At 64.7% G+C, this 20,305-nt stretch carries 16 protein-coding genes; 5 read left to right on the top strand and 11 right to left on the bottom strand.

What is annotated here, in order from left to right:
- Window positions 1-3 precede the first annotated feature (3 nt).
- The 7 genes from P0D87_RS00225 to P0D87_RS00195 form a co-directional block, all read right to left on the bottom strand.
- A complete protein-coding gene (locus P0D87_RS00225; RefSeq protein WP_053858121.1) occupies window positions 4-1,731 on the bottom strand; it encodes an FAD-dependent oxidoreductase in 1,728 nt (575 codons plus the stop codon).
- Between the two features lie 52 nt (window positions 1,732-1,783).
- On the bottom strand, window positions 1,784-3,400 hold the full coding sequence (locus P0D87_RS00220; RefSeq protein ID WP_053858122.1) for an alginate export family protein: 1,617 nt from the start codon (window positions 3,398-3,400) through the stop codon (window positions 1,784-1,786).
- Entirely contained in the window at window positions 3,390-4,358 is a 969-nt protein-coding gene (locus tag P0D87_RS00215; RefSeq protein WP_053859027.1) for a VOC family protein, read from the bottom strand. The genes P0D87_RS00220 and P0D87_RS00215 overlap by 11 nt, the downstream gene beginning before the upstream one ends.
- Window positions 4,359-4,451: 93 nt before the next feature.
- Window positions 4,452-4,703, bottom strand: coding sequence for a DUF1427 family protein (locus tag P0D87_RS00210; protein ID WP_006049057.1), 252 nt, complete (start codon window positions 4,701-4,703; stop codon window positions 4,452-4,454).
- A 24-nt stretch (window positions 4,704-4,727) separates the two neighbouring features.
- Window positions 4,728-5,369: a phosphohydrolase gene (locus tag P0D87_RS00205; RefSeq protein WP_053858123.1), complete on the bottom strand. Its 642-nt coding sequence runs from the start codon at window positions 5,367-5,369 to the stop codon at window positions 4,728-4,730.
- A 227-nt stretch (window positions 5,370-5,596) separates the two neighbouring features.
- Window positions 5,597-7,066 (bottom strand): mechanosensitive ion channel family protein, encoded by a 1,470-nt coding sequence (locus P0D87_RS00200; protein WP_053858124.1) that lies wholly within the window; start codon window positions 7,064-7,066, stop codon window positions 5,597-5,599.
- A 72-nt stretch (window positions 7,067-7,138) separates the two neighbouring features.
- Window positions 7,139-9,010, bottom strand: a complete 1,872-nt coding sequence (locus tag P0D87_RS00195) for an amidohydrolase (RefSeq protein WP_006049060.1) — start codon at window positions 9,008-9,010, stop codon at window positions 7,139-7,141.
- Window positions 9,011-9,305: 295 nt separating this feature from the next.
- Between P0D87_RS00195 and P0D87_RS00190 the strand changes: the two genes are divergently transcribed.
- The 4 genes from P0D87_RS00190 (at window position 9,306) to P0D87_RS00175 (ending at window position 15,534) form a co-directional block, all read left to right on the top strand.
- On the top strand, window positions 9,306-9,824 hold the full coding sequence (locus P0D87_RS00190) for a Dps family protein (protein WP_006049061.1): 519 nt from the start codon (window positions 9,306-9,308) through the stop codon (window positions 9,822-9,824).
- 347 nt (window positions 9,825-10,171) lie between these two features.
- Window positions 10,172-10,993 (top strand): alpha/beta fold hydrolase, encoded by an 822-nt coding sequence (locus tag P0D87_RS00185; RefSeq protein ID WP_029968505.1) that lies wholly within the window; start codon window positions 10,172-10,174, stop codon window positions 10,991-10,993.
- A gap of 434 nt (window positions 10,994-11,427) precedes the next feature.
- On the top strand, window positions 11,428-12,393 hold the full coding sequence (locus P0D87_RS00180; RefSeq protein WP_053858126.1) for a helix-turn-helix transcriptional regulator: 966 nt from the start codon (window positions 11,428-11,430) through the stop codon (window positions 12,391-12,393).
- Between the two features lie 174 nt (window positions 12,394-12,567).
- Window positions 12,568-15,534: an ATP-binding protein gene (locus P0D87_RS00175; protein WP_053858127.1), complete on the top strand. Its 2,967-nt coding sequence runs from the start codon at window positions 12,568-12,570 to the stop codon at window positions 15,532-15,534.
- 47 nt (window positions 15,535-15,581) lie between these two features.
- On the opposite strand, the gene P0D87_RS00170 is transcribed toward P0D87_RS00175, so the two are convergent.
- From P0D87_RS00170 to P0D87_RS00155, 4 genes are all read right to left on the bottom strand, one after another.
- A complete protein-coding gene (locus P0D87_RS00170) occupies window positions 15,582-17,426 on the bottom strand; it encodes an HAD hydrolase family protein (RefSeq protein WP_171799844.1) in 1,845 nt (614 codons plus the stop codon).
- Window positions 17,427-17,464: 38 nt separating this feature from the next.
- On the bottom strand, window positions 17,465-18,520 hold the full coding sequence (locus tag P0D87_RS00165; protein WP_053858129.1) for a glycosyltransferase family 4 protein: 1,056 nt from the start codon (window positions 18,518-18,520) through the stop codon (window positions 17,465-17,467).
- 187 nt (window positions 18,521-18,707) lie between these two features.
- Window positions 18,708-18,983, bottom strand: a complete 276-nt coding sequence (locus P0D87_RS00160; protein WP_006052798.1) for a hypothetical protein — start codon at window positions 18,981-18,983, stop codon at window positions 18,708-18,710.
- 53 nt (window positions 18,984-19,036) lie between these two features.
- The gene (locus P0D87_RS00155) at window positions 19,037-19,288 is read right to left on the bottom strand and encodes a DUF2934 domain-containing protein (protein ID WP_053858130.1); all 252 of its coding nucleotides are present in this window, start codon (window positions 19,286-19,288) and stop codon (window positions 19,037-19,039) included.
- 250 nt (window positions 19,289-19,538) lie between these two features.
- On the opposite strand from P0D87_RS00155, the gene P0D87_RS00150 reads away from it, so the two are divergent.
- A complete protein-coding gene (locus tag P0D87_RS00150; RefSeq protein WP_053858131.1) occupies window positions 19,539-20,264 on the top strand; it encodes a DeoR/GlpR family DNA-binding transcription regulator in 726 nt (241 codons plus the stop codon).
- Window positions 20,265-20,305 lie beyond the last annotated feature (41 nt).

Below are 20,305 nucleotides of genomic sequence, written 5' to 3'. Positions count from 1 at the left end.
CCGTCAGGAATGAGCCGCGACTTTCGCGGGCTGGCTGAGATACGCATGAATCTGTGCGACGACCGCCGCGCCGTCGCCGACCGCCGCGGCCACGCGTTTCGCCGAATCCGAGCGCACGTCGCCGACCGCGAACATGCCCGGCACGCTCGTTTCGAGCGGATAGCGCAGGCCCGCCGCGGAGCCGCCCGCGTCGCTTCTTGCGATTCCTGTCACGACGAAGCCGCGATTGTCGAGTTCGACGCCGCTCGCCGTGAGCCAATCGGTTTTCGGGTCCGCGCCGATAAAGAGAAACAGATGCCGCGTGGCCACGACTTCTTCGTCGCCGCTCGCTTCGTGACGCACGCGCACTTGAGTGAGGCCCGCTTCGTCGCCTTCGAGCTCGCTCAACGTGCAGCCTGTGCACAACGACACGTTGGGCAGCGAACCGATCCGGTCGATCAGATACTTCGACATGCTCGCGTTGAGATCGCGGCCGCGAATCAGCATGCGGATGCTGCGCGCGAAGTTGGCGAGAAACACCACGGCCTGCCCCGCCGAATTGCCGCCGCCGATCAGCACGATGTCCTGCCCCTTGACGAGCTTCGCTTCGATCGTCGATGCCCAGTAGTAGGTGCCGCGTCCCTCGAAACGCTCGAAGCCGGGCACCGTCGGCTTGCGATACGCGGCGCCGCTCGCCACCACGACCGTGCGCGCACTGATGCGCTGGCCGTCGACGAGCGTCAGCGCGAACATGCCGTCATCGCGGCGCACCTCCGTGACCTTGCCGGGAATCGCGAGATGCGCGCCGAACTTGAGCGCCTGCTGGAACGCGCGCGCGGCGAGCGCCTGACCCGAGATGCCGGTGGGAAAGCCGAGATAGTTTTCGATGCGCGAGCTCGCGCCCGCCTGGCCGCCAGGCGCACGCTGATCGAACACGGCGACGGACAGTCCCTCGGTCGCCGCATACACAGACGCGGCGAGTCCGGCCGGACCCGCGCCGACAATCGCGACGTCGTAGCGATGCGACTGCTCGAAGGTCGGCACGAGTCCGAGGCACGACGCGAGTTGCGCTTCATCGGGCGCGCGCAGCACATGTCCGTTCGGGCAGAACACCAGCGGAAAATCGCCGGGGCCGGTCGTCATGCCGCCGAGCAGCGCGACCGCCTCCGGGTCCGAGCGCGCGTCGATCACGGTCGCCGGATAGGCATTGCGGCGCAGGAAGCCTTGCAGGCCGACGAGCCGCGCATCGTCGCCATTGCCGACGATGATCGGCCCGAGGCCCTGCTCGATCAGTCCGAGCCGCCGCAAGATCAGCGCACGCATGATGTGCTCGCCGAGTTGCGCATCGGCGACGATCAGTGCGCGCAGGTGCTCGGGTTCGATCACGAGCGTCTCGGCGTCCGTCAGCGCGAGACCGTCGATCAGCGCCGGCTTGCCGGACAGTTGCGCCATCTCCGCCATGAAATGCCCGTCGTCGTGTTCGGTGACGAGCGTCGAGCGGCCGAAGCTGTCGCGCGAAAAAATCCGCACGCGTCCATGCAGCAGCACGAAGAGTCCGAGCGCGACTTCGCCCGTCTTGAAGATGAGTTCGCCGGCCTTGAAGCTCATCGGCCGCGCAAAGCGCCGCACGCTCTGAATCTCCGCCGCCGACAGACGCGGAAACATTTGATGTTGCCGGTATTCGAGCGATGAATAAGGAAACTCGAGCTCCGACGGTTGCGAGGCGTCGAGCGAAAAACCGGAAGTGCTCATTGCGATGACCTTTGTATGCGTGACCCGTTGCCGCTCTCTTCTTCTCTCTTACCTACCAGCCGAACTTCAGCTCGGCGCCGACATAGTCGGCATTGCGCGCGCCGAGTTCGCGCAGCGACGGTCCCACCTGAAAATGCACGGCTTCGAGCGCCGCCGCGAGATTCGCGGTGACGGCCCAGTCGGCGCGCAGTTGCGTATAGAAACCGGTCCATCGGCTGCCGCGTCCCGCCGTGCCCGGCACGACCGCGGAGCCTTGCTGATAGACCGCGTCGGCGGTCGTCTCGCGCCATTGCAGACCGACGCCCGCGAGCAGCGAGAGCTTGCTGGTCGGCTTGACGACGAGCGAGGGCTTCACGTGGATCAGGTTCGCGTAGCCGGTGTAGCCGGCGAGCGCGAAGTAATAACCGTTCGGAAACAGCGGATTGAAGGTGCCGACGCGGCCGTCGCCCGGATGGTTGTCGCCCGATGCCGCATCGACCTGGATGCCGACGCGCGGCGTCCACGGCGCGGACGCGAACGTGTAGCCGGCGAGCGAACCGACCGCCCATGCGCCGATCGTCTTCGTGCCCACATGCCCTGACTGATACATGCCCTCGACGTCCCAGTCGACGTGACCGAGCTTGCCCGCATAGCGCGCGTCGAACACGTCGCGATGCTCGTCGCCGGTCGCGTCGAGAAAGCGCGCGTTGCTGCGGTTGTAGCGCGAGTAATACGCGGACACGTCGCCGGGACCGACGCCCTGGCGCTCCACGCGCACGCCGCTGAACGTGAGATGCCGGTTCGACACATCGTCGAAATCGCTGTTGTCGCGGTACTGGACCGGCTGCGTCGCGTAGGCGATCCAGCGCCACGGACCGGTCTCGTAGTCGGCCCAGATCGCGTCATACGCCTGGCGCACGTTCGGGCCGTCGCGCACGGAGATGAAGCGCTGCAAGTCGAACGCCATCTCCTGGCGGCCGACGCGGAACTTGATCACGCCAGGCCCGAGCGGCTCCACGATGGCGACAAACGCCTGACGCAAGTCGAGCGGATTCTTGTCGACTGGCGAGACCGTGTTCTTGCCGTAGGGATGCGCGTCCTCCAACTGCGTGAAGATCTGCACGTGAGGACCGAGGCGCACGTCCGCATGCACTTCGAGGCGTTGCAGCAGATACGTGTCGGCATGCCCCGAGCCGAGACCGAAGAGCGGCGCGTCGTTGGTTTCGAGCCGCTCGCGCAGCACCACGCCGAGCGACACGTACGCGTCGGGATTGCCGAACAGCGGGATGTATTTCAGCGAATCGAACGGACGCTTCGGGACGCACGGATTCGCGAGCGCCGACCAGTTTTCCTGCCAGCGGTTGAACATCACGGCTGGGCGCGTGCACGACGTGCTGGTGGCGGGAGCGCTGACGAGGGCTGTGTCGTCGGCGCTGCCGAGGGCGGTGTTGGTGGCGCTCGCCGTATTCGCGGCGCTGCCCGATGCGCTCTCCACGGCAAAAGCCGGCGTTGCGGCAGTCAGACCCGTCGCCAGTCCCGTCGTCACGCTCGTGGCGAAAAGCCACGCGCGCAGCGCGGTACGGCGCGCCGTTCGAGCACGCGCCGTCGCCTCCACCTTGCGTGAACTCGCCGCCGCCGACGTTGCGTGCATCGTCTGCGTCATCTGCATCGCGGTCGCTTTAGCGGCCATCGTGTACTTCGGCGATATATCCGCCCGGGAATTCGAGCATCGCGGTCTTGCCCGCCGCGCTGCCATTGGACGCGTACGGCGCATACAGCACCTTCGCGCCGGCCGCTTGCGCGCGTTGCAGCGTCTGCGCGACATCGTCGACGGCATAGCCGGTGGTGTCGCGGCCAAACGGGAACGGCAGCTTGCCGTCGGTGACGAACACGACCATACGGCCAAAGCCCGAAGCGATGCGAATCTCGCGGATCGTTTCGCCCGGACGGCCGATCACGCCGCCATCGGCGCGCGGATTATCCGACAGCACCTTGCCGTGCGAAAAGTGCAGCCAGCGGCGCACGAAGTTGTCGGCCTCGTAGCGCGACACGTACACGCGGTTATCCGGCACGCTTTGCAGCGGCGCATAGTTGGGCGCCTTGGTGTGCCAGTAGAGCTGCATCGTCAGACCGCCCGGCCACTGGATGATCGCGTCCTTGCCGATCGGATCGTCGAAGCTGTCGACGAGCACGTCCGCGCCCGCCGCGCGCGCGGCCTTCACGGCCTGATCGATATTGGTAACGAGGTAGCCGGTGCGTTCATTGCCGAACGGATACGGCACCGGCGTTTCGAAGCCGAACACCGACAGCATGCCCACCGGCGTCTGCACATATTGCGAAGCGGTGCGGCTCGGCGTCGGCGTGACGGTGAAGACCGCGCGCGGCGACGCCTTGCCGCCGAACGTCGCGATGAAGCTGTTGACGAACGCGTCGAGATCCGCCGAAGCGACATACACGTGCGTCGTGTCGTATTGAGGACCGACCGACACATCGGGATGACGCGCGGCAAGCGCAGTCTTCGCGCTCGCGACTTCGGGCGGACCGGCATCGGCGAAAGCGGACGTGAACGGCGTGAGGCCGGTCAGGCCGATGAGCAGCGCGGCGGACACCACCGCGAGAGGACGAAAACGCTGGAGCGAATGGAGCATATGCATGACCTGATCGTGTTGGAAAAATGCGTGTGCAATGGAGCGGAGGAATCGCTGCACTAACGTGGGAATCAACTGCGCACTAACTTGGAATCAACCGCCCTCTTTCGCGGCGCCCGGCGCGAGCGGTTTTTGCGCGGCGCCATCCGCTGCGGGCGGCGCGCTTTGGACCGCCGCGCTCGGCGTGAAGAGCTGGCCCTTCACGACAGGGATCGCGTGTTCGCCGAGCACCATGCCGAGCAGGCCGGCGAGCGCGATCAACGGCGGTGCCGGCGACTGCACCTTGAGCAGCCAGTAGAGCAGTCCGACGCCGAAGCCGACGCCCAATGAAATGATGTAGCCCATGTCAATCTCCTATCGGGGCCATGCTCAGTTCGGCCATTCCGAACCGAGCACCAGCCCGCAAAAATTCAGACGCCGGTAGTTCGGGTCCCACCGGTCCAGTACGTCGGCGTTCACGGTGCCGAACGTCGTATGCGGACGAAACTCCATGCCGCGCGCGTATTCCTCGAGAATCCGCTTCTTGAAGCCGGCTTCCCGCGGACACGCCTCGACGATTTCGTCGCGCTGCTGCGGGGCGAATTCGTCGTAGCACGCGCCGCGCACATCCATCTGCACGCCCGCGGCAAGCAACGCGGCGAGCGGCGCGACATGCTCGGGAATGCCCGGCGTCGTATGCAGCGCGACCGCCAGCCAGACTTCGTCGATCGCACTCGCCGCGGCCTTGTGCTCGCGCATGAAGTCGCGCGCCGCGTTCGCGCTATCGACCTCGTAGCGGCACGACGATCCGCGATGCACGATATTCAGGCCCACGTTATGAAACATCGCGCCCACGTACAGCAGTTCGATGTCGAACACCAGGTTCTCGCGATAGCCGGTCAACGCGCCGAATAAAAACGCCCGCTGCGCGTGATGGAACATCAGCGCCGATTCCGTCGCGCGGACCCGTTCGGTCGCCCCGCGAGCCATCGCACTGTCCGGCATCGCGATGCCCGCTATGGTCCTGTTCATCTCATCTCCTCCACGTAGCGCATCGCGCGGGCCTCCGCGCGGGCCTCTTCATCGGGCCGTAGTCCTCGCGCGATTCCTGCGAACACGCGAAAGGCTGCCATCGGCAGGCCATCGACCGAGCCTTGAACAGCGTAACGATTGCCGCCGATAAAAGCCTTGGCGCAAACTTAAAAAGCCTGAAGCGGAAACGGCTTGGTTTAAGCGCAAACGCAAGCGCACACCCGCGCTCACAGCGCGAGTTCGTGAAAGCGCCGCACGCCGTCGCGAATCCATTGCAGCAAGCCGCCGCTGCCCGCATCGGCATTCGCGGACGGCGCGAGCAGCATCTTTTCGCTTTCGTGATGGACGGAAAGCAGCCGGCACATTTCGCGCGCCACATCCGGCCGCCGCGCGAGGATCGGTGTCAGCGCGTCCTTGTCGAGCCGGAACACCGTGGCCCGCGTCAGTGCGCGCACGATCACGCCGGTTCTGACACCGGCGAGTATTCCGGACTGGCCGACCGAGTCGCCTGGCGCGAGCCTGCGCAACTCGACCTCGACGCCCTCTTTCGTCACGACCGCTTTCGCGACGCCGCGCGCGAGAATATGCAACTCGTGGCCGCCCTCGTCGGCGGCGCTGTAGATGGTGTCGTCGGCGTCGAACTCGTGCGGCGTCAATTGCGCGGCAAGCTCGGCGATTTCATCGTCGTCGAGCGTCTGGAAGATCAGCACGTTGCGCAGCAGTCTTTGCTTTTCGTCGGCGGGCTCGCCTGTGGGTTCGGCCACCGACAACGGCCGCAACACCACACCGCGCGATAGCAGATGCCGGTGCGCGAGGTCGTAAAGGTCGTTGCGCACGCCGATCTTCTTTGTCCACGCGTCGACATAGCAGACGATCTCGTACTCGATCGCGTCGTTGGTCGCGCGCTTCACGCTCACCAGCGGCTTGGGCTCGGTCAGCACTTCCGGCGAACTCGCCGCGGCGTGCATCAGCGCCTGCAAAACCGTCGCGGGACGAACCGACGGCTTGACCGGCAGCACCACGCTCACGCCGTGCGTGTGCATCGGCTGATTCGCATTGACGATGTTCGTGCGTGCCGCCACGCTATTCGGAATCACGACGATGTTGCCCTGCGAGTTGAGCAGGCTCGTCGCGCGCCAGTTGCTCTCCACGACCCGGCCTTCCACTTCGCCGATGGTGATCCAGTCGCCGATGCGAAACGGCTGCGTCGCATTGAGCACGATGCCGGAGAACACGTCGTTCAGCGTGCTCTGGATCGCGAGACCCAGCACCACCGCGACCGCTCCCGAAGTGGCGAGCAGCCCGCGCACCGGCAGTTGCAGCACGAACGCAATCGCGCCGACGGCGGCCGCGAGAAACACCAGCGCGCCGAGCACGTCCTGAAAGAGACGCTCCTTGTGCCACGTGTCGGGCAACACCATCCGGTCGAGCACGACGGTGACAAGCCGCGCGCCTTGCAGCCACCAGACGACCTCGAGAATCTGTGCGAGCAGATGGCGCACCGGTTCCGCGGACCACGGCGCCTCGCGCAGCGGATTCATCCCGTGGCTAAACAGCACGTAGCTCGACAGGCCGAACATCAGCGCGCGCAACGCGAGCCGCGCCTGCTCGCTGCGCCGGCCCATGAAGCGCCACGCGAGGAAGTCGAGAACCAGAATGCCGAGCCCATAGAGCACGCCATCGGTCAGAGTCGGCATGAGGGTTCCCGCTTGCGACGATGTATTAAAGAGCCGGGCGCAACATGAAGTGCCTGGTGCGTGTGGCGCGCGTCAGAACGCGAAGCAACTGCAGCCGAGCGCGCCCCAGAAGCCGTTCGAATCGCTGACCGGCACGTTCTTGCGCCACGCCCAGCCGTGCGCATGCGCGTGCACGCCGCACAGATTCACGCAGCCGTCCACACAGGCAACGGCGGTCGGCTTATAACGGCTGTAGCCGCCGAACTCGGCGACCGGCGACCACGACGGGCTCACCGGCAGGTCGGGCGGTGCGAGCGGCGCGAACTCGTCGGCCGCATAGACGACCTTGCCGCCCACCACCGTCATCACCGATTCGAGGTACTTGATGCTGGTTTCGTCGACGCTGAAATAGTCGTCGCTCAGCACCGCGAAGTCCGCGAAGTGGCCCGGCATGAGTGCGCCCTTGCGGTCGTCCTCGTTCGAGAACCACGCGCTGCCCACCGTGTAGCGGCGCAGTGCTTCCATGCGGTCGAGCTTGTTCGCGCTCGAATACATCGCCGTGCCGCCGACCGTCTTGCCCGACACCATCCAGTAAAGCGACACGAACGGATTGAAACTGGCGACGCGCGTCGCGTCCGTGCCCGCGCCGACCGGCAGACCCGCGTCGAGCATCTGGCGGATCGGCGGCGTGTGCTTGACCGCTTCTTCGCCGTACTGCTGGATGAAGTACTCGCCCTGATACGCCATCCGATGCTGAATGGCGATGCCGCCGCCGAGCGCGCGCACCCGCTCGATGTTCTTCTGCGTGATCGTTTCGCAATGGTCGAAGAACCAGCGCAGGCCGTTAAACGGAATGTCGGCGTTCACGCGCTCGAACACATTCAGGAAGCGCTCGATCGACTCGTTATACGTGGCATGCAGACGGAACGGCCAGCGGTTCGCGACCAGCAGTCTCACCACCGCCTCGAGTTCGACTTCGAGCGTGTCGGGCAAATCGGGCCGCGGCTCCAGGAAGTCTTCGAAGTCGGCTGCGGAAAACACCAGCATTTCGCCGGCGCCGTTCACGCGCAGGAAGTCGTCGCCTTCGCCGGGCTTCGTCATCTTCACCCACTTCGCAAAGTCCTCGATCTCTTTCTTCGCGTTCTGCGTGAAGAGGTTGTAGGCGATGCGCACGGTCAGTTCATTGCGCCTGGCCATCTCCATGATGACCGCGTAGTCGTCGGGATAGGCCTGATAGCCGCCGCCCGCATCGATCGCGCTCGTCACGCCGAGGCGGTTCAGTTCGCGCATGAAGTGGCGCGTCGAATTGCGCTGGTCTTCCAGCGCGAGCTTCGGACCCTTCGCGAGCGTCGCATACAGCAGCCCGGCGTTGGGCCGTGCGATCAGCATGCCGGTCGGATTGCCGCGCTTGTCGCGTTGAATCTCGCCGCCCGGCGGATTGGGCGTGTCCTTCGTGTAGCCGACCGCGCGCAGCGCCGCCGCATTCAGCAGCGCGCTGTCGTACAGATGCAGGATGAACACGGGCGTATCCGGCGCGATCGCGTTGATTTCCTCGAGCGTCGGGCCGCGCCGCTCGGCGAACTGGAATTCGTTCCAGCCGCCGACCACGCGAACCCACTGCGGCGCCGGCGTGCGCGCGACCTGCTTGCGCAGCATGTCGAGTGCATCGGCGAGCGACGGCACGCCGTCCCAACGCAACTCCATGTTGAAGTTCAGACCGCCGCGAATGATGTGCAGATGCGAATCGTTGAGACCCGGAATGACCGTGCGGCCTTTCAGATCGACATGGCGGGTGGCGTCGTTCACGTGACGCATCACGGCATCGCGCGAACCTGCGGCGATCACACGGCCGTTCGCGACGGCAAGCGAATCCGCGAACGAACGCTTGTCGTCCTGCGTCGCGATTTTGCCGTTGAAGAAAACGACTTCGGCCGGGGTGAATCCGGTTGACGGGTCCTGGGACATGACGGGCTCCAGTGGGAAAGGACAGGCAGACTGGGATGAGTGCGGGGCTCGCACTCATGGCGAGTCGAACTGGGAGGCAGTCTATCGGCGGGGTTTTGCCGAGTCCTTGTGCAAGCCCTTAATAGTTCTTAAAAGAACTGTCCGGCGAGGCGTGGCGAGACGGTGATGCGCCTCAGAACTTTTCATCTTTTTTGCAGGACTTTTTGCGGGCGGCGTTTTTACACTGGCAGCGCGGTAAACCGAATGCTTCGACACGTTCGACCCGCTGCTCACTCGCCTTTAAAAAGGAATCGCCATGAAAGACATCAAAGAGGCCGCAGCGCATCGCGCGGCGCCGCTGAAGACGCCGACCCGCCTCAGCGAAGACGCGACGCGCGACATCGCCGCCGCGTTGACCACGCTGCTCGCCGACGTGTTCGCGCTCTATCTGAAGACGAAGAACTTCCACTGGCATATGTCCGGCCCGTACTTCCGCGACTATCACCTGCTGCTCGACGAACAGTCGGACCAGATCTACGCGACCACCGATCCCATCGCGGAGCGCGCGCGCAAGATCGGCGGAAAGACGCTGCGCTCGGCGGGACACATCACGAAGCTGCAGCGCATCGCCGATAACGACGCGGACTTCGTCACGCCCGACGACATGCTCGCCGAGTTGCGCGAGGACAACCTGGCGCTTGCCGGCTATATGCGCGAAACGCATTCGCTGTGCGACGAATATGGCGATGTCGCGACGGCAAGCCTGCTCGAAAACTGGATCGACGAAGCCGAACAGCGCGTGTGGTTCCTGTTCGAGTCGGGACGGCATGCGTGATGAGGCGCGGCGGGCGACACGGGCTTAACGACACGCGCTTAACAACACGAGGTTAACAACACGAGGTTAACAACACGAGGTTAACAACAATTAAGCAATCTGAAGTACGGCGACTATGCGCGCCCGTAGCATTGAAAGCGGCACACAACAACGTCACAGGTACGGAGAATAATTTGGCTAACTCATCCGCAGTTCCATCGGCAAATCGCCGCCAGTTGCTCGCAGCGGGCGCAAGCGCGGCCGTTGCCGCGTTTGCCGCGCCCGGCGCCGCGATGGCCGCGGCATCGGCCGGCGGCGCGAGCCATGCGGCCAACTCATCTCACTCACATCACGGAGAGCGACACAGCATGAACACGGTCACGACGAAAGACGGCACGCGGATTTTTTTCAAGGACTGGGGCACCGGTAAGCCCGTCGTGTTCTCGCACGGCTGGCCGCTCGACGCGGACGCCTGGGACCCGCAGATGCTGTTCCTCGTGCAGAAGGGTTATCGCGTGATCGCTCATGACCGCCGCGGCCACGGCCGTTCGGACCAGCCGTCGCATGGCAACGACATGGACACCTACGCGGACGATCTCGCCGCGGTGATCGACGCGCTCGATCTGAAGGAAGCGACGCTCGTCGGCCATTCGACGGGCGGCGGCGAAATCGCTCACTATATTGGCCGCCACGGCAGCGCGCGCGTCGCGAAGGCCGTGCTGATCGGCGCGGTGCCGCCGATCATGGTCAAGACCGAAGCGCATCCGAACGGCCTGCCGATGTCCGTGTTCGACGGCATTCGCGCGAACGTGGCGGCGAACCGCTCGCAGTTCTACAAGGACCTCGCGGTGCCCTTCTATGGCTTCAACCGGCCGAACGCGAAAGTGTCGCAAGGCCTGATCGACGAGTTCTGGCGCGAAGGCATGCTCGGCTCGATCAAAGGCCAGTACGAATGCATCAAGCAGTTCTCCGAAGTCGACTACACGCCCGACCTGAAGAAGATGGACATGCCCACGCTGATCCTTCACGGCGACGACGACCAGATCGTGCCGATCGACGGCGCGGCGCGACTGTCGGCCAAGCTGGTGAAGAACGCGACGCTGAAGGTGTATGCCGGCGCGCCGCATGGCATGTGCTCGACGCACGCGGATAAGGTCAACGCGGATCTGCTGGAGTTCCTGCAGAGCTAATGCTGTTAATGCCGTTAATGGCTGAGGCGCGGGGCCGCGATTGCAGCGGCGCCGCGCCTTCTTCGTGGCTGCAAAGCGCGCGTTGCCGATTAATAGATGCACTTCAAATACATGACTGTTGTCGGCGCTGAATTTTGACACGCGCTCGATTGCGGCAATACGTCTAAAGAAATCACAAAATCAATTGCCGCCGGGCGTCCGTCATCTCGCTCGAGCGCGCAAAGCCAGTCCTGGCGCGGCTCTCGCCCTTCTTATCGCGTTTCTTATCGCGTTTCTTATCGCGCTTTTTGCCTATTGTTTGTGCATATGGCGAATGAGCCGCCATCCCCAATTCGCCGGAAAACCCGGCATAATGACAATTCACTTACATTTAATTATTTCCGAGTAAATTAACGGCATGCAGTCGGGCGCTGCGACGAACAGGGGTAACGACCATGCTCAACGATAGGCTTGCATCCGCCGCTTCTTCCACTGGGGCTTCTTCCACCGCTTCTTCCACCGCTTCTGCCACAGGGTCTGCCACCGCGGCTCGCGAGGATTCGCTCGGCTGTCTGTCGAGCCGCTTGCAGCACGACCGCGAACTCGATACCGGCGAGTTCAGGTTCTATCGCAAATGCACGCTCGGCAGCGACACGAACCCGGTCGTCATGGACGGCTCGGGCCGCGGCTTTCTGATCGGCGTATCGCTGAGAACGGGACATCGGCGGCGCATCCACTCGCAGCATCGGTGGACCACGCATGAGTTCGAGCGCGACTCGGTGTACGTGCGCGATCTCGCCGACGACTATCGCGCCGAACTGCTGGGCGGCTTCGACTTCGTGCTGATCGAACTGTCGCGCGCGTTCGTCAGCGACACCTGCCATGAACGCGGCCGCGGCCTCGCACGTATCGCGACCGTCGCGGGACACAAGGACCCGGTGCTCGGCCATCTCGCCCAGGTGCTCGCGCTCACACTCGACGCACAGAACAACGCGAGCCCGCTTTTCGTCGAACAACTTGGCGTGACCATCGGCACGCATCTGCTGGATCGATATGGCGAGCCCGCGCGTGGAACGGGTCAGGCGAGCCGCCGTCTTTCACCGTTGCAGGAAGCGCGCGCGAAGGAGATGCTGCTCGCCAGATCGCAGGGCAATGTTTCTATTGAAGAGATCGCCGGCGCGTGCAATCTGTCGCGCAGTTACTTCATTCGCGCGTTTCGCGAGACCACGCAGCGCACGCCGCATCAATGGCTGCTCGAGCGGCGCGTCGAACAGGCGCGCGAACTTCTGAAACGATCGGACCGTTCGCTGTCCGACATCGCCATGGCTTGTGGGTTTTCGGATCAGAGCCATTTCACGCGCACATTCTCGCAACTGGTCGGCACGCCCCCTGGACATTGGCGTCGGCAGGCTGGGCGTTAAGGCGCGTCAGGCGCCGCACACCGCCGGCATGACTGCCGCCTGCGCTCGCCATCGCGAGACTTTCCTACAAAGCATCGCACTAACCGACAAGACGCCGAGGCGCGGACGCGGTAATTTCTGCCCTACCGCCCGCACGTTTTTCCCTCAGCCCGTTGTCCGGAAATTGAAAACGACATGATTGAACTAGGCCGCTTTCAAATCGATCTGGAACTGCGCACCTTATGGTGTGACAGCGAACGTGTGCCGCTCGGCTCGCGGGCCTTCGACATTCTCGCGATGGTCGCCAAGGCCGGCGGCCGCCTCGTCACTAAGGACGAGTTGATGGACGCCGTGTGGCCCAACACCATCGTCGAGGAAAACAATATTCAGGTTCATCTGTCCGCGTTGCGCAAGATACTCGGCGCCGACCGCGACCTGATCCTGACCGTGCCTGGCCGCGGCTATCAGCTCGTGCAGCGGCACCGTGCGGCGAGCATCGCGGCGTCTTCGCCAGAGGCACAATGCGCGCCGGTCGGACGCCCGCTTCCGCCGTTACGCATGCAACTGGTCGGGCGCGAAGCGGACGTCATCCAGATCCGCTCGATGCTGGCCCATACGCGCGTGCTGACGCTCGTCGGCGCGGGCGGCATCGGCAAGACGAGTCTCGCCGTCGAAGCCGCGCGCCAGGCCGCGGCAGATGTCACTGAGCCCTTCACGGAACCGGTCTGGTTCGTCGAACTCGCGACGCTCGGCACGCGCGACGAAGTGCTCGCCGCCATCGCGCAAGCTTGCGGACTGCCGGTCGAACACGCCACGCCGGGCCTCGCGCAAATCGCGTCGGCGCTCGCCGGACGCCGTCTGCTCGTGCTTGACAATGCGGAGCACGTGATCGAGCACGTCGCCGAGGCCGTCGAAGTATTGGCCGCCGTCAACGCGGATTTGCGCATGCTCGTAACGAGCCGCGAGCCGCTGCGGATCATGGCGGAAGCGGTGTTTCGCGTCGAGCCGCTCGACGTGCCGCAGCCCGGCAGCGCCGATGCCGACATCCTGCGGCGCTCCGCCGTCAATCTGTTTCTGCTGCGCGCCAACTCGATGCAGCGCGAGGTGGCCACGGACAGCGCCGAACTGCGGCTCGTCGGCGAAATCTGCCGGCGGCTCGACGGCATTCCACTCGCGCTCGAACTGGCGGCCGCGCGCGTCGTGACGCTCGGCGTGGTCGGCGTGTATCAACGGCTCGACGATCGCCTCGCGATACTCGCGGGCGGCTATCGCACTGCGTTGCCGCGTCACCAGACCTTGCGCGCGACCTTCGACTGGAGCTTCGCGCTGCTCGACGCGAAGTCGCAGGCGCTGTTCCGGCGAAGCGCGGTGTTCGGCGGCGTATTCAGCTTCGAAGCGATGTGCGCGGTCGCATGCGATGCGTCGCTGACGGTCGCCGATGCGATCATCGCGATCAGCGAACTGCTCGCGAAGTCGCTCGTGAATGTGGAGTTCGACGGGCCGGTCGCGCGCTACCGGTTGTCGGAATCGACCCGCGCATACGCGCTCGACAAGCTGCAAGCCGAAGGCGAGCGCCAGGAACTCGCGGTGCGCCACGCGCGCTATCTGTCGCAGTGCTTCATCACGCACACCGCGCAAACCGTGCGCGGCAACGCTGACAGCGCCGCCGCACTCGCCGCCGCACTCAAACACACGCTCGACGACGCGCGCCATGCGTACGACTGGGCGTTCTCGCCCGACGGCGACGTGCAACTCGGCGTCGAGTTGGCATCGACGCTGTCGGCTGCGCTGCTCGACGGCGGCATGATCGCGGAATGCTGCGAACGCGCGACGCGCGCCGTCGATATGCTCGACGCGCTGCCCGCCGCAAGCATCGATGCGCGCGACGAAATGCGTGTGCGCGCGGCGTTGGCCTCGGCGCTGCCGCATGTGCGCGGCTCGGTCTCGAAAGCCGAGCAATTGTGGCGCAAGGTCTATGCGCTCGCAACGGAACGCGCCGACGACGCGTACCACGCGCGCGCGCTGTGGGGCTTGTGGACCACGATGATTTCGAGCGGCAACATCCACGCATCGGCGGAATTCGCAGTGCGCTTGCGGCAGCTCGCGCAGCAACGCGAGAACGCCTGGCAGGAAACGTTAGCCGATCAGATCGCCGCCATTTCGCAGCATTGCCTCGGCCGCCATGCGGAGGCCAAGGCCGAACTGCTTCGCACGAGAAACCGCTTCGCCGAGCTCGAATACAGCGGACAGCGTGACAACACGATTGCCGTCGATCCGCTCGTCTACTGCAATGGCACGCTCGCGCGCATTGCATGGCTCGAGGGACATTGCGGCGAGGCGATGCGGCTCGTCGACACGCTCGTCGGCCTCGTGCGGCCCGACATCATGGAGCCGTCGCTCACGCATACGCTCGGCGCTTCGGCCGCGCCGCTCTCGCTGATGTGCGGCGACCTCGGCCGCGCCGCCGTGTATCTGGACATCATGCGCTCGCAGGTGGCGCTGCATGGGCTCGACGTGTGGCGCGACTACTGCAACTGTTTGTCCGCGCATCGCGACATTCTCGACGGCCAACTGCAGCGAGGCGTCGCATTGCTGGAGAGTTCGCTCGACGCGCTGATCGCGCGGGGCTTTCGCCGGCTCATCACGCTGTTCATCGCGGCCTATGCGGAAGCGCTCGTTGCAGCAGGACGAATCGACGAAGCGGTGCGCCGGCTCAACGACACGTTGCAGTTCTGCGAGAACAACGGCGAGATGATGTTCGTCCCTGAACTGTGGCGCGTGCTCGGTATCGCCGCGCGCGCACGACGCCGATCCGCCGACGCCGAAGCGCATTTCACCACGGCCATACAAATGGCCCGCAGGCAAGGCGCGACAATGTGGGAGCTGCGCGCGTCGCTCTCGCTGGCCGCGCTGTGGCGTGAAGAACCTCGCGACGCGGAGCGCCATTCGCACGCGCTGCACATGCTCGAGCGCCTCGCGCTGTGTTTCGATGTGCGGTCCAATGCCGCCGATGTGCGTGCGCTGTTCGACACGCTCAGCACGATGCGTGGAGCGGAACGCACGGTGAGCACTGCGTCGCCGATGCTGACAAGTCCGGCACCGCTGGATGGTCGTCGCAAAGCCGCGCGCAAACCGAACGCGAGCCTCGCGCGCGTCGATTAGATTAGCGTCGCGCAAGCCCCGAGCGCGGATTTATTACGCCATCCGAACTATTGTTTTTTTCCATCCGCGTCTTCGCCATCTGCCGTCGCCACATCCGCATTCTTCGCCGTCAGCACTGCAGGCATCGACGGATTCTCCGGCTGCGTATAACGCTCCTGCACGGCGGCCTTGATGCGCGCGAGGCTCGCGGCTGCATCGAGCGAAGCGTCCTGCTCGATCTGCCGCGCTTGCGCCGCGAGATCCGGATCGCCGATTTCCTTTTCGAACCAGCGCGAATAGTCGCCGCGCTCGCGATGATACTGCCAGGTGCCCGCATCGACGCCCTCGGCGATTTCGACGAACAGCACGAGGTTATGCGCGCGCAGGTTCAATGCGTTCTGCGGCCCGCGGAAATAGAAACTGCGCTCGGGAATCAGCAGCCCTTCCGCGTATTTGCGCCGATGCCTGAGGCGATGCTTGCTGCCCGGCTCGAGCCGGATCACGCCTTCGGGCTCGGGCTCATCGAGCCGCCATAACAACGCCTGCCCTGTTTCGAGCTGCGTTTCCTGAAGCTGCGGCACCGGGCGGCCCGTGGCGTTCGCGAGTTCCTGCACCGCTTTGCCGGCGCTCGGACCCATTGCGAGTATCAGGTTCACCTGACGCAGGAACGCGCCGTCCAGTTGCTGCGGAGAAACGGTGATCGCGAGCGCGGTCTCGAGCGCCTGCGGAATCGCCTGGTTCGCGCCGGCCCAGCCAGCCGGAAACAGATGATGCGCCTCGTCGAATACGAGCCAGTGCGGCCGTCCGGTTCGCAGACGCAACTGCTGCACTTCGAGCAGCAGCGACGCGCAGAACGCGGGCCGCTCGGGCAACGGCACACGCAGCAGATTGACCGCCACCGCCGGACGCGGAGGCCGCAACAGCAACTGCACGACTTCATCGATGACCGGCGCGGTGTGCGCGTCGCCGATCACGATCGTATCCTCGTCGTTCTGATAGTCGCCTTCCGGATCGATGATGCACAACTGCTGATGCATGCCCGCCAGGCGTTCGAGCAGACCCGCGCACGCGGTCGACTTGCCGCATCCCGATTCGCCGGCGAGCAGCGCGACCGTGCCGTGCGCCGGGCAGTAACGGTCCGCGGGTTCGCGCGTGTCTTGCCTGCCTTGCGTGTCTCCCGCGTCTTTTGCATCGCGTGCATGTCCGATCAGCACGCGGCTCTTCGGCGCGGCGCACGCGCGTTCGCGCAGGTCGTCCTTTACGATCGCGTCGACCAGTTCCGCGACGCCCGCGCCAGCCGCCTGGCTCGTCACCATGTCGGCGTGCTGCTTCAACGCCGGCAGCGCATTCGCCACCGCGACCGAGAAGCCGCACGCGTCGAGCAGCGCGTGATCGTTTTCCGCGTCGCCGACGCCCGCGACGTTGAAGGCCGACAACGCGAGTTCGTCGAGCGCCTCATGCAAGCCGGTTGCTTTCGATATGCCCGGCGACACGATCATCACCGCGTCGCCGTTGAAGATGATCTGCAAGCCGAGGCCGAGATCGCGAATCGCCGCGAGCGCGATCTGTTCCGCGGGCTTCATCATCGCGACGAGCGTTTCGCTGACGCTGAAATGGCGCAGGCCGCGGCTTCGCAATTCGTCGACGAAAGCCGGCGGCGGCGGTGGAGCGAGCAGGCGCCGCGCACCCGTCGACGGCGTGTACAGCACGCCGCCGTTTTCCGCGACGACTCGCGAAAACAGATCGAGCCGCGGACAGATCGCGAGCAGATCGTCCATCTCGCGGCCGCTCACGAGGATCGCCTGGCGGCCCGACGCGCGCAGGCGTTCGAGCGCGGCCCACGTCGCGTCGGCAACGCGTCCGTCGGATGCAAGGGTGTTGTCGTAGTCGGTCGCAATGGCAAAAAATCGCATGGAAAGCGCTCCGTGATCGCGTGTTGTTCAGCCTTGTTTCAGCCGGCCTCGAGCGGTTGCGCGTCGCACGCGTCGCGCAGCATCGCTTCGTAAATGCGGACGTACCGATCGACCATTCGCTCGACGGTGAAGCGGCGCTCGAAGGCCGCGCGGCATGCGGCGCGGCTAATGGTGTCGATCTTCGCGAGCGCGTCGACCGCTTCGTCGACGGAGTGAACGAGAAAGCCGGTCACGCCGTGTTCGACGATTTCATGCGCCGCGCCATGATCGAAGGCGATCACCGGCGTGCCGCACGCGAGCGCTTCGATCATCACGAGGCCGAAGGGCTCCGGCCAGTCGATCGGAAACAGCAACGCACGCGCGCGTCCGAGGAAATCGTTCTTGTCGGAATCGCCGACTTCGCCGCAATACTCGACATGCGGCAGCTCGAACAGGTCCGCGATTTCCTGCTCGAAATACGCACGATCGCCGTTGTCGATTTTTGCGGCGATGCGAATCGGCCAGCCCGCGCGCCGCGCAATTTCGATCGCGCGGTCGGGCCGCTTGGTGGGCGCGATGCGGCCGAGAAACGCGACGTAGTCGCCCGGCTCTTCATGAAAGCGCAGCAGGTCGACGGGCAAGCCGTGATGCACGGTGGCGCGCCAGTTGAGCCACGGCAACGGCGCGCGTTGCGCGGCGGAGATCGAGACCACCGGCATGTCGGCGAACTGCCGGTAAAGCGTGCTCAAGCCAGGCACGTCGAGCCGCCAGTGCAAGGTCGTCAGCGACGCGCAGTTCAAACGCCGGGCGAATGGAAAGCTCGCGTAATCGGTATGAAAATGCACGATGTCGAATTCGTCGGCGCGCCGCACCACGTCCTCGAGCATCGCGAAATGGAAGGCCTGCGGGTCGGCGGTATCTTCGATCAGACGAACCGCGCAGTCGCTGCCCGAGACGAGCCGCGCGCGCGTGCGCGAGTCGCCGCTTGCAAAGAGCGTCACGTCGTGGCCTCGCGCGACGAGACCGTCCACGAGCCACGCCACCACTCTTTCGACGCCGCCATAGGCCACGGGCGGCACCCTCTCATACAACGGCGAAACCTGCGCGATACGCATGCCCTGCTCCATTCGACGAACCTATGTTCGGAAGCCGCCGCATGGTGCATGCCCGGCGCCGTCACGCGCGAGCCGCAGTACTTTTCGCCGATGGAAAAATGTACAGGCCGGCGATGAAATTAAGCGGTACGCGCGGCAATGGTCAGTCGCAATGATCATTCTGAACCTGAGCGGACTGCATGCGCCGCTAGCTGATCGGGCCGCTATAACCATCGGCGGACGCCGCGGGCTCCGCTCCGTTTGCCCGTTCGACGTGCTCGTCGATCCATGCCGTCGCGCGTTCACGTGCGAATTCGAGCGCCTCGTGTTCATCGACGAAATCGCGGTGAAACTCCATGTCATGCGTATCGTCGCCCGAACTCACGCTGCCTGGCGTGACCTCGATCCTCGCATGTGCAACGATCGCGCCGCCGTCGACGCCTGCCGTCAGATGAACGATGCACCCTCCGTATTCGAAATCCATGATGTTCTCCCGCGTGTCGTGGTTGTGTCGCTCAGTTGTGTTGCCAGGTGCCCTCACGAACCGTTATCGGCTCGCGGTGCGCTGTCTTCGCCGACGGCTTCGTCCGCGCGTCGCCCCTTGCTCGACTGGTCGACGGCAACCGGCGGCTCGGCGTTGCCCGTATCGCCTTCGGCTTCGATCTGCGCCTGAGCGCGTGTCCAGTAATCGTCGGCGCTTCCTTCCGGCGAGCCGTCGCTCTGCCATAGCTCATACGCGCGCTTGCGGATTCGGTCCTCTACGGTGGGTTCGCCCGGCAGGCCGTCCATGGCAATCTCCAAACGTTTGTCGTCAGTCGAAAACAGCGCACGCGATGCGGGCCGCTGCGCCGGTGAGGTGAGCAAAGCGCGTTCCCATGCGCGCTGTGCGCACGCTGCATGTGAAGTCTCGAAGCAAGCGCTTTTGCGCGACTGCGTTGGCTTTCCGCTCGCCTCACGATGAGCCTGTCGTTATAATCGTTTCAGCAAGCATGAATCAAATCTAACGACATTCACATTCTCTCCACGCGCCAGGACCTCCATGCTCAAACCCGATCGCCTTCGCGCTCTGGCCGACGCGCTGACACGGCAAAGCGTGATGCGCCTGCGCGATGCCGCGGCGCTGCTCGGCGTATCGGAAATGACGGTGCGCCGCGACATTGCCGCGAATTCGGATCGCTTCACGTATCTCGGCGGCTATATCGTCAGCGCGACCGATGTGCCGAATAACGCCGGCTATTCGCTGGAGCAGGAAAAGGATCACTTCGCGCAGGCCAAGGCCGACGCGTCGTCGATCGCGGCGGGATTGATCGGCGACAACGAAACGCTTTTCATCGATTGCGGCACGACGCTCGCTGCACTCGCGCGCCTCGTTCCGCCGGAGCGCCATGTGACCGTGGTCTGCTATTCGCTGAACGTCGCCGAGATTTTGCGGCGCAAGCCGAACGTGCGCATGATTCTGCTCGGCGGCGTCTATGTGCCTTCGTCGGATTCGTTCGCGGGCGAGGAAAGTCTCGAGATGCTGCGCCGCATGGGCATCAACAAGGCGTTTATCTCGGCGGGCGGCGTGGACACCGCGCGCGGCGTGACCTGCTGGAATTTCCACGAAGTCGCAGTGAAGCAGGCGGCGATGGCGAGCGCCGTCGAGCGGCATCTGGTCGTGGACCGAAGCAAGTTCGGCGTCGTGAAAGCCGTGCGCTTTTCACAGATCGAAGACTTCGATTCGATCATCACCGAAGAAGGCCAGGCGCCGCGCAAGCGCACGTAATATGTTTAGCGTGAAGCGGCAGGCGCGCATCGCGACGCGCC

It is taken from the genome of Paraburkholderia sp. RL17-368-BIF-A (genome assembly GCF_046054045.1).
GTDB classification, from domain to species: domain Bacteria; phylum Pseudomonadota; class Gammaproteobacteria; order Burkholderiales; family Burkholderiaceae; genus Paraburkholderia; species Paraburkholderia graminis.
Note: the sequence above shows the minus strand (reverse complement) of the source record. Positions and strands in the feature narration are given on the sequence as shown.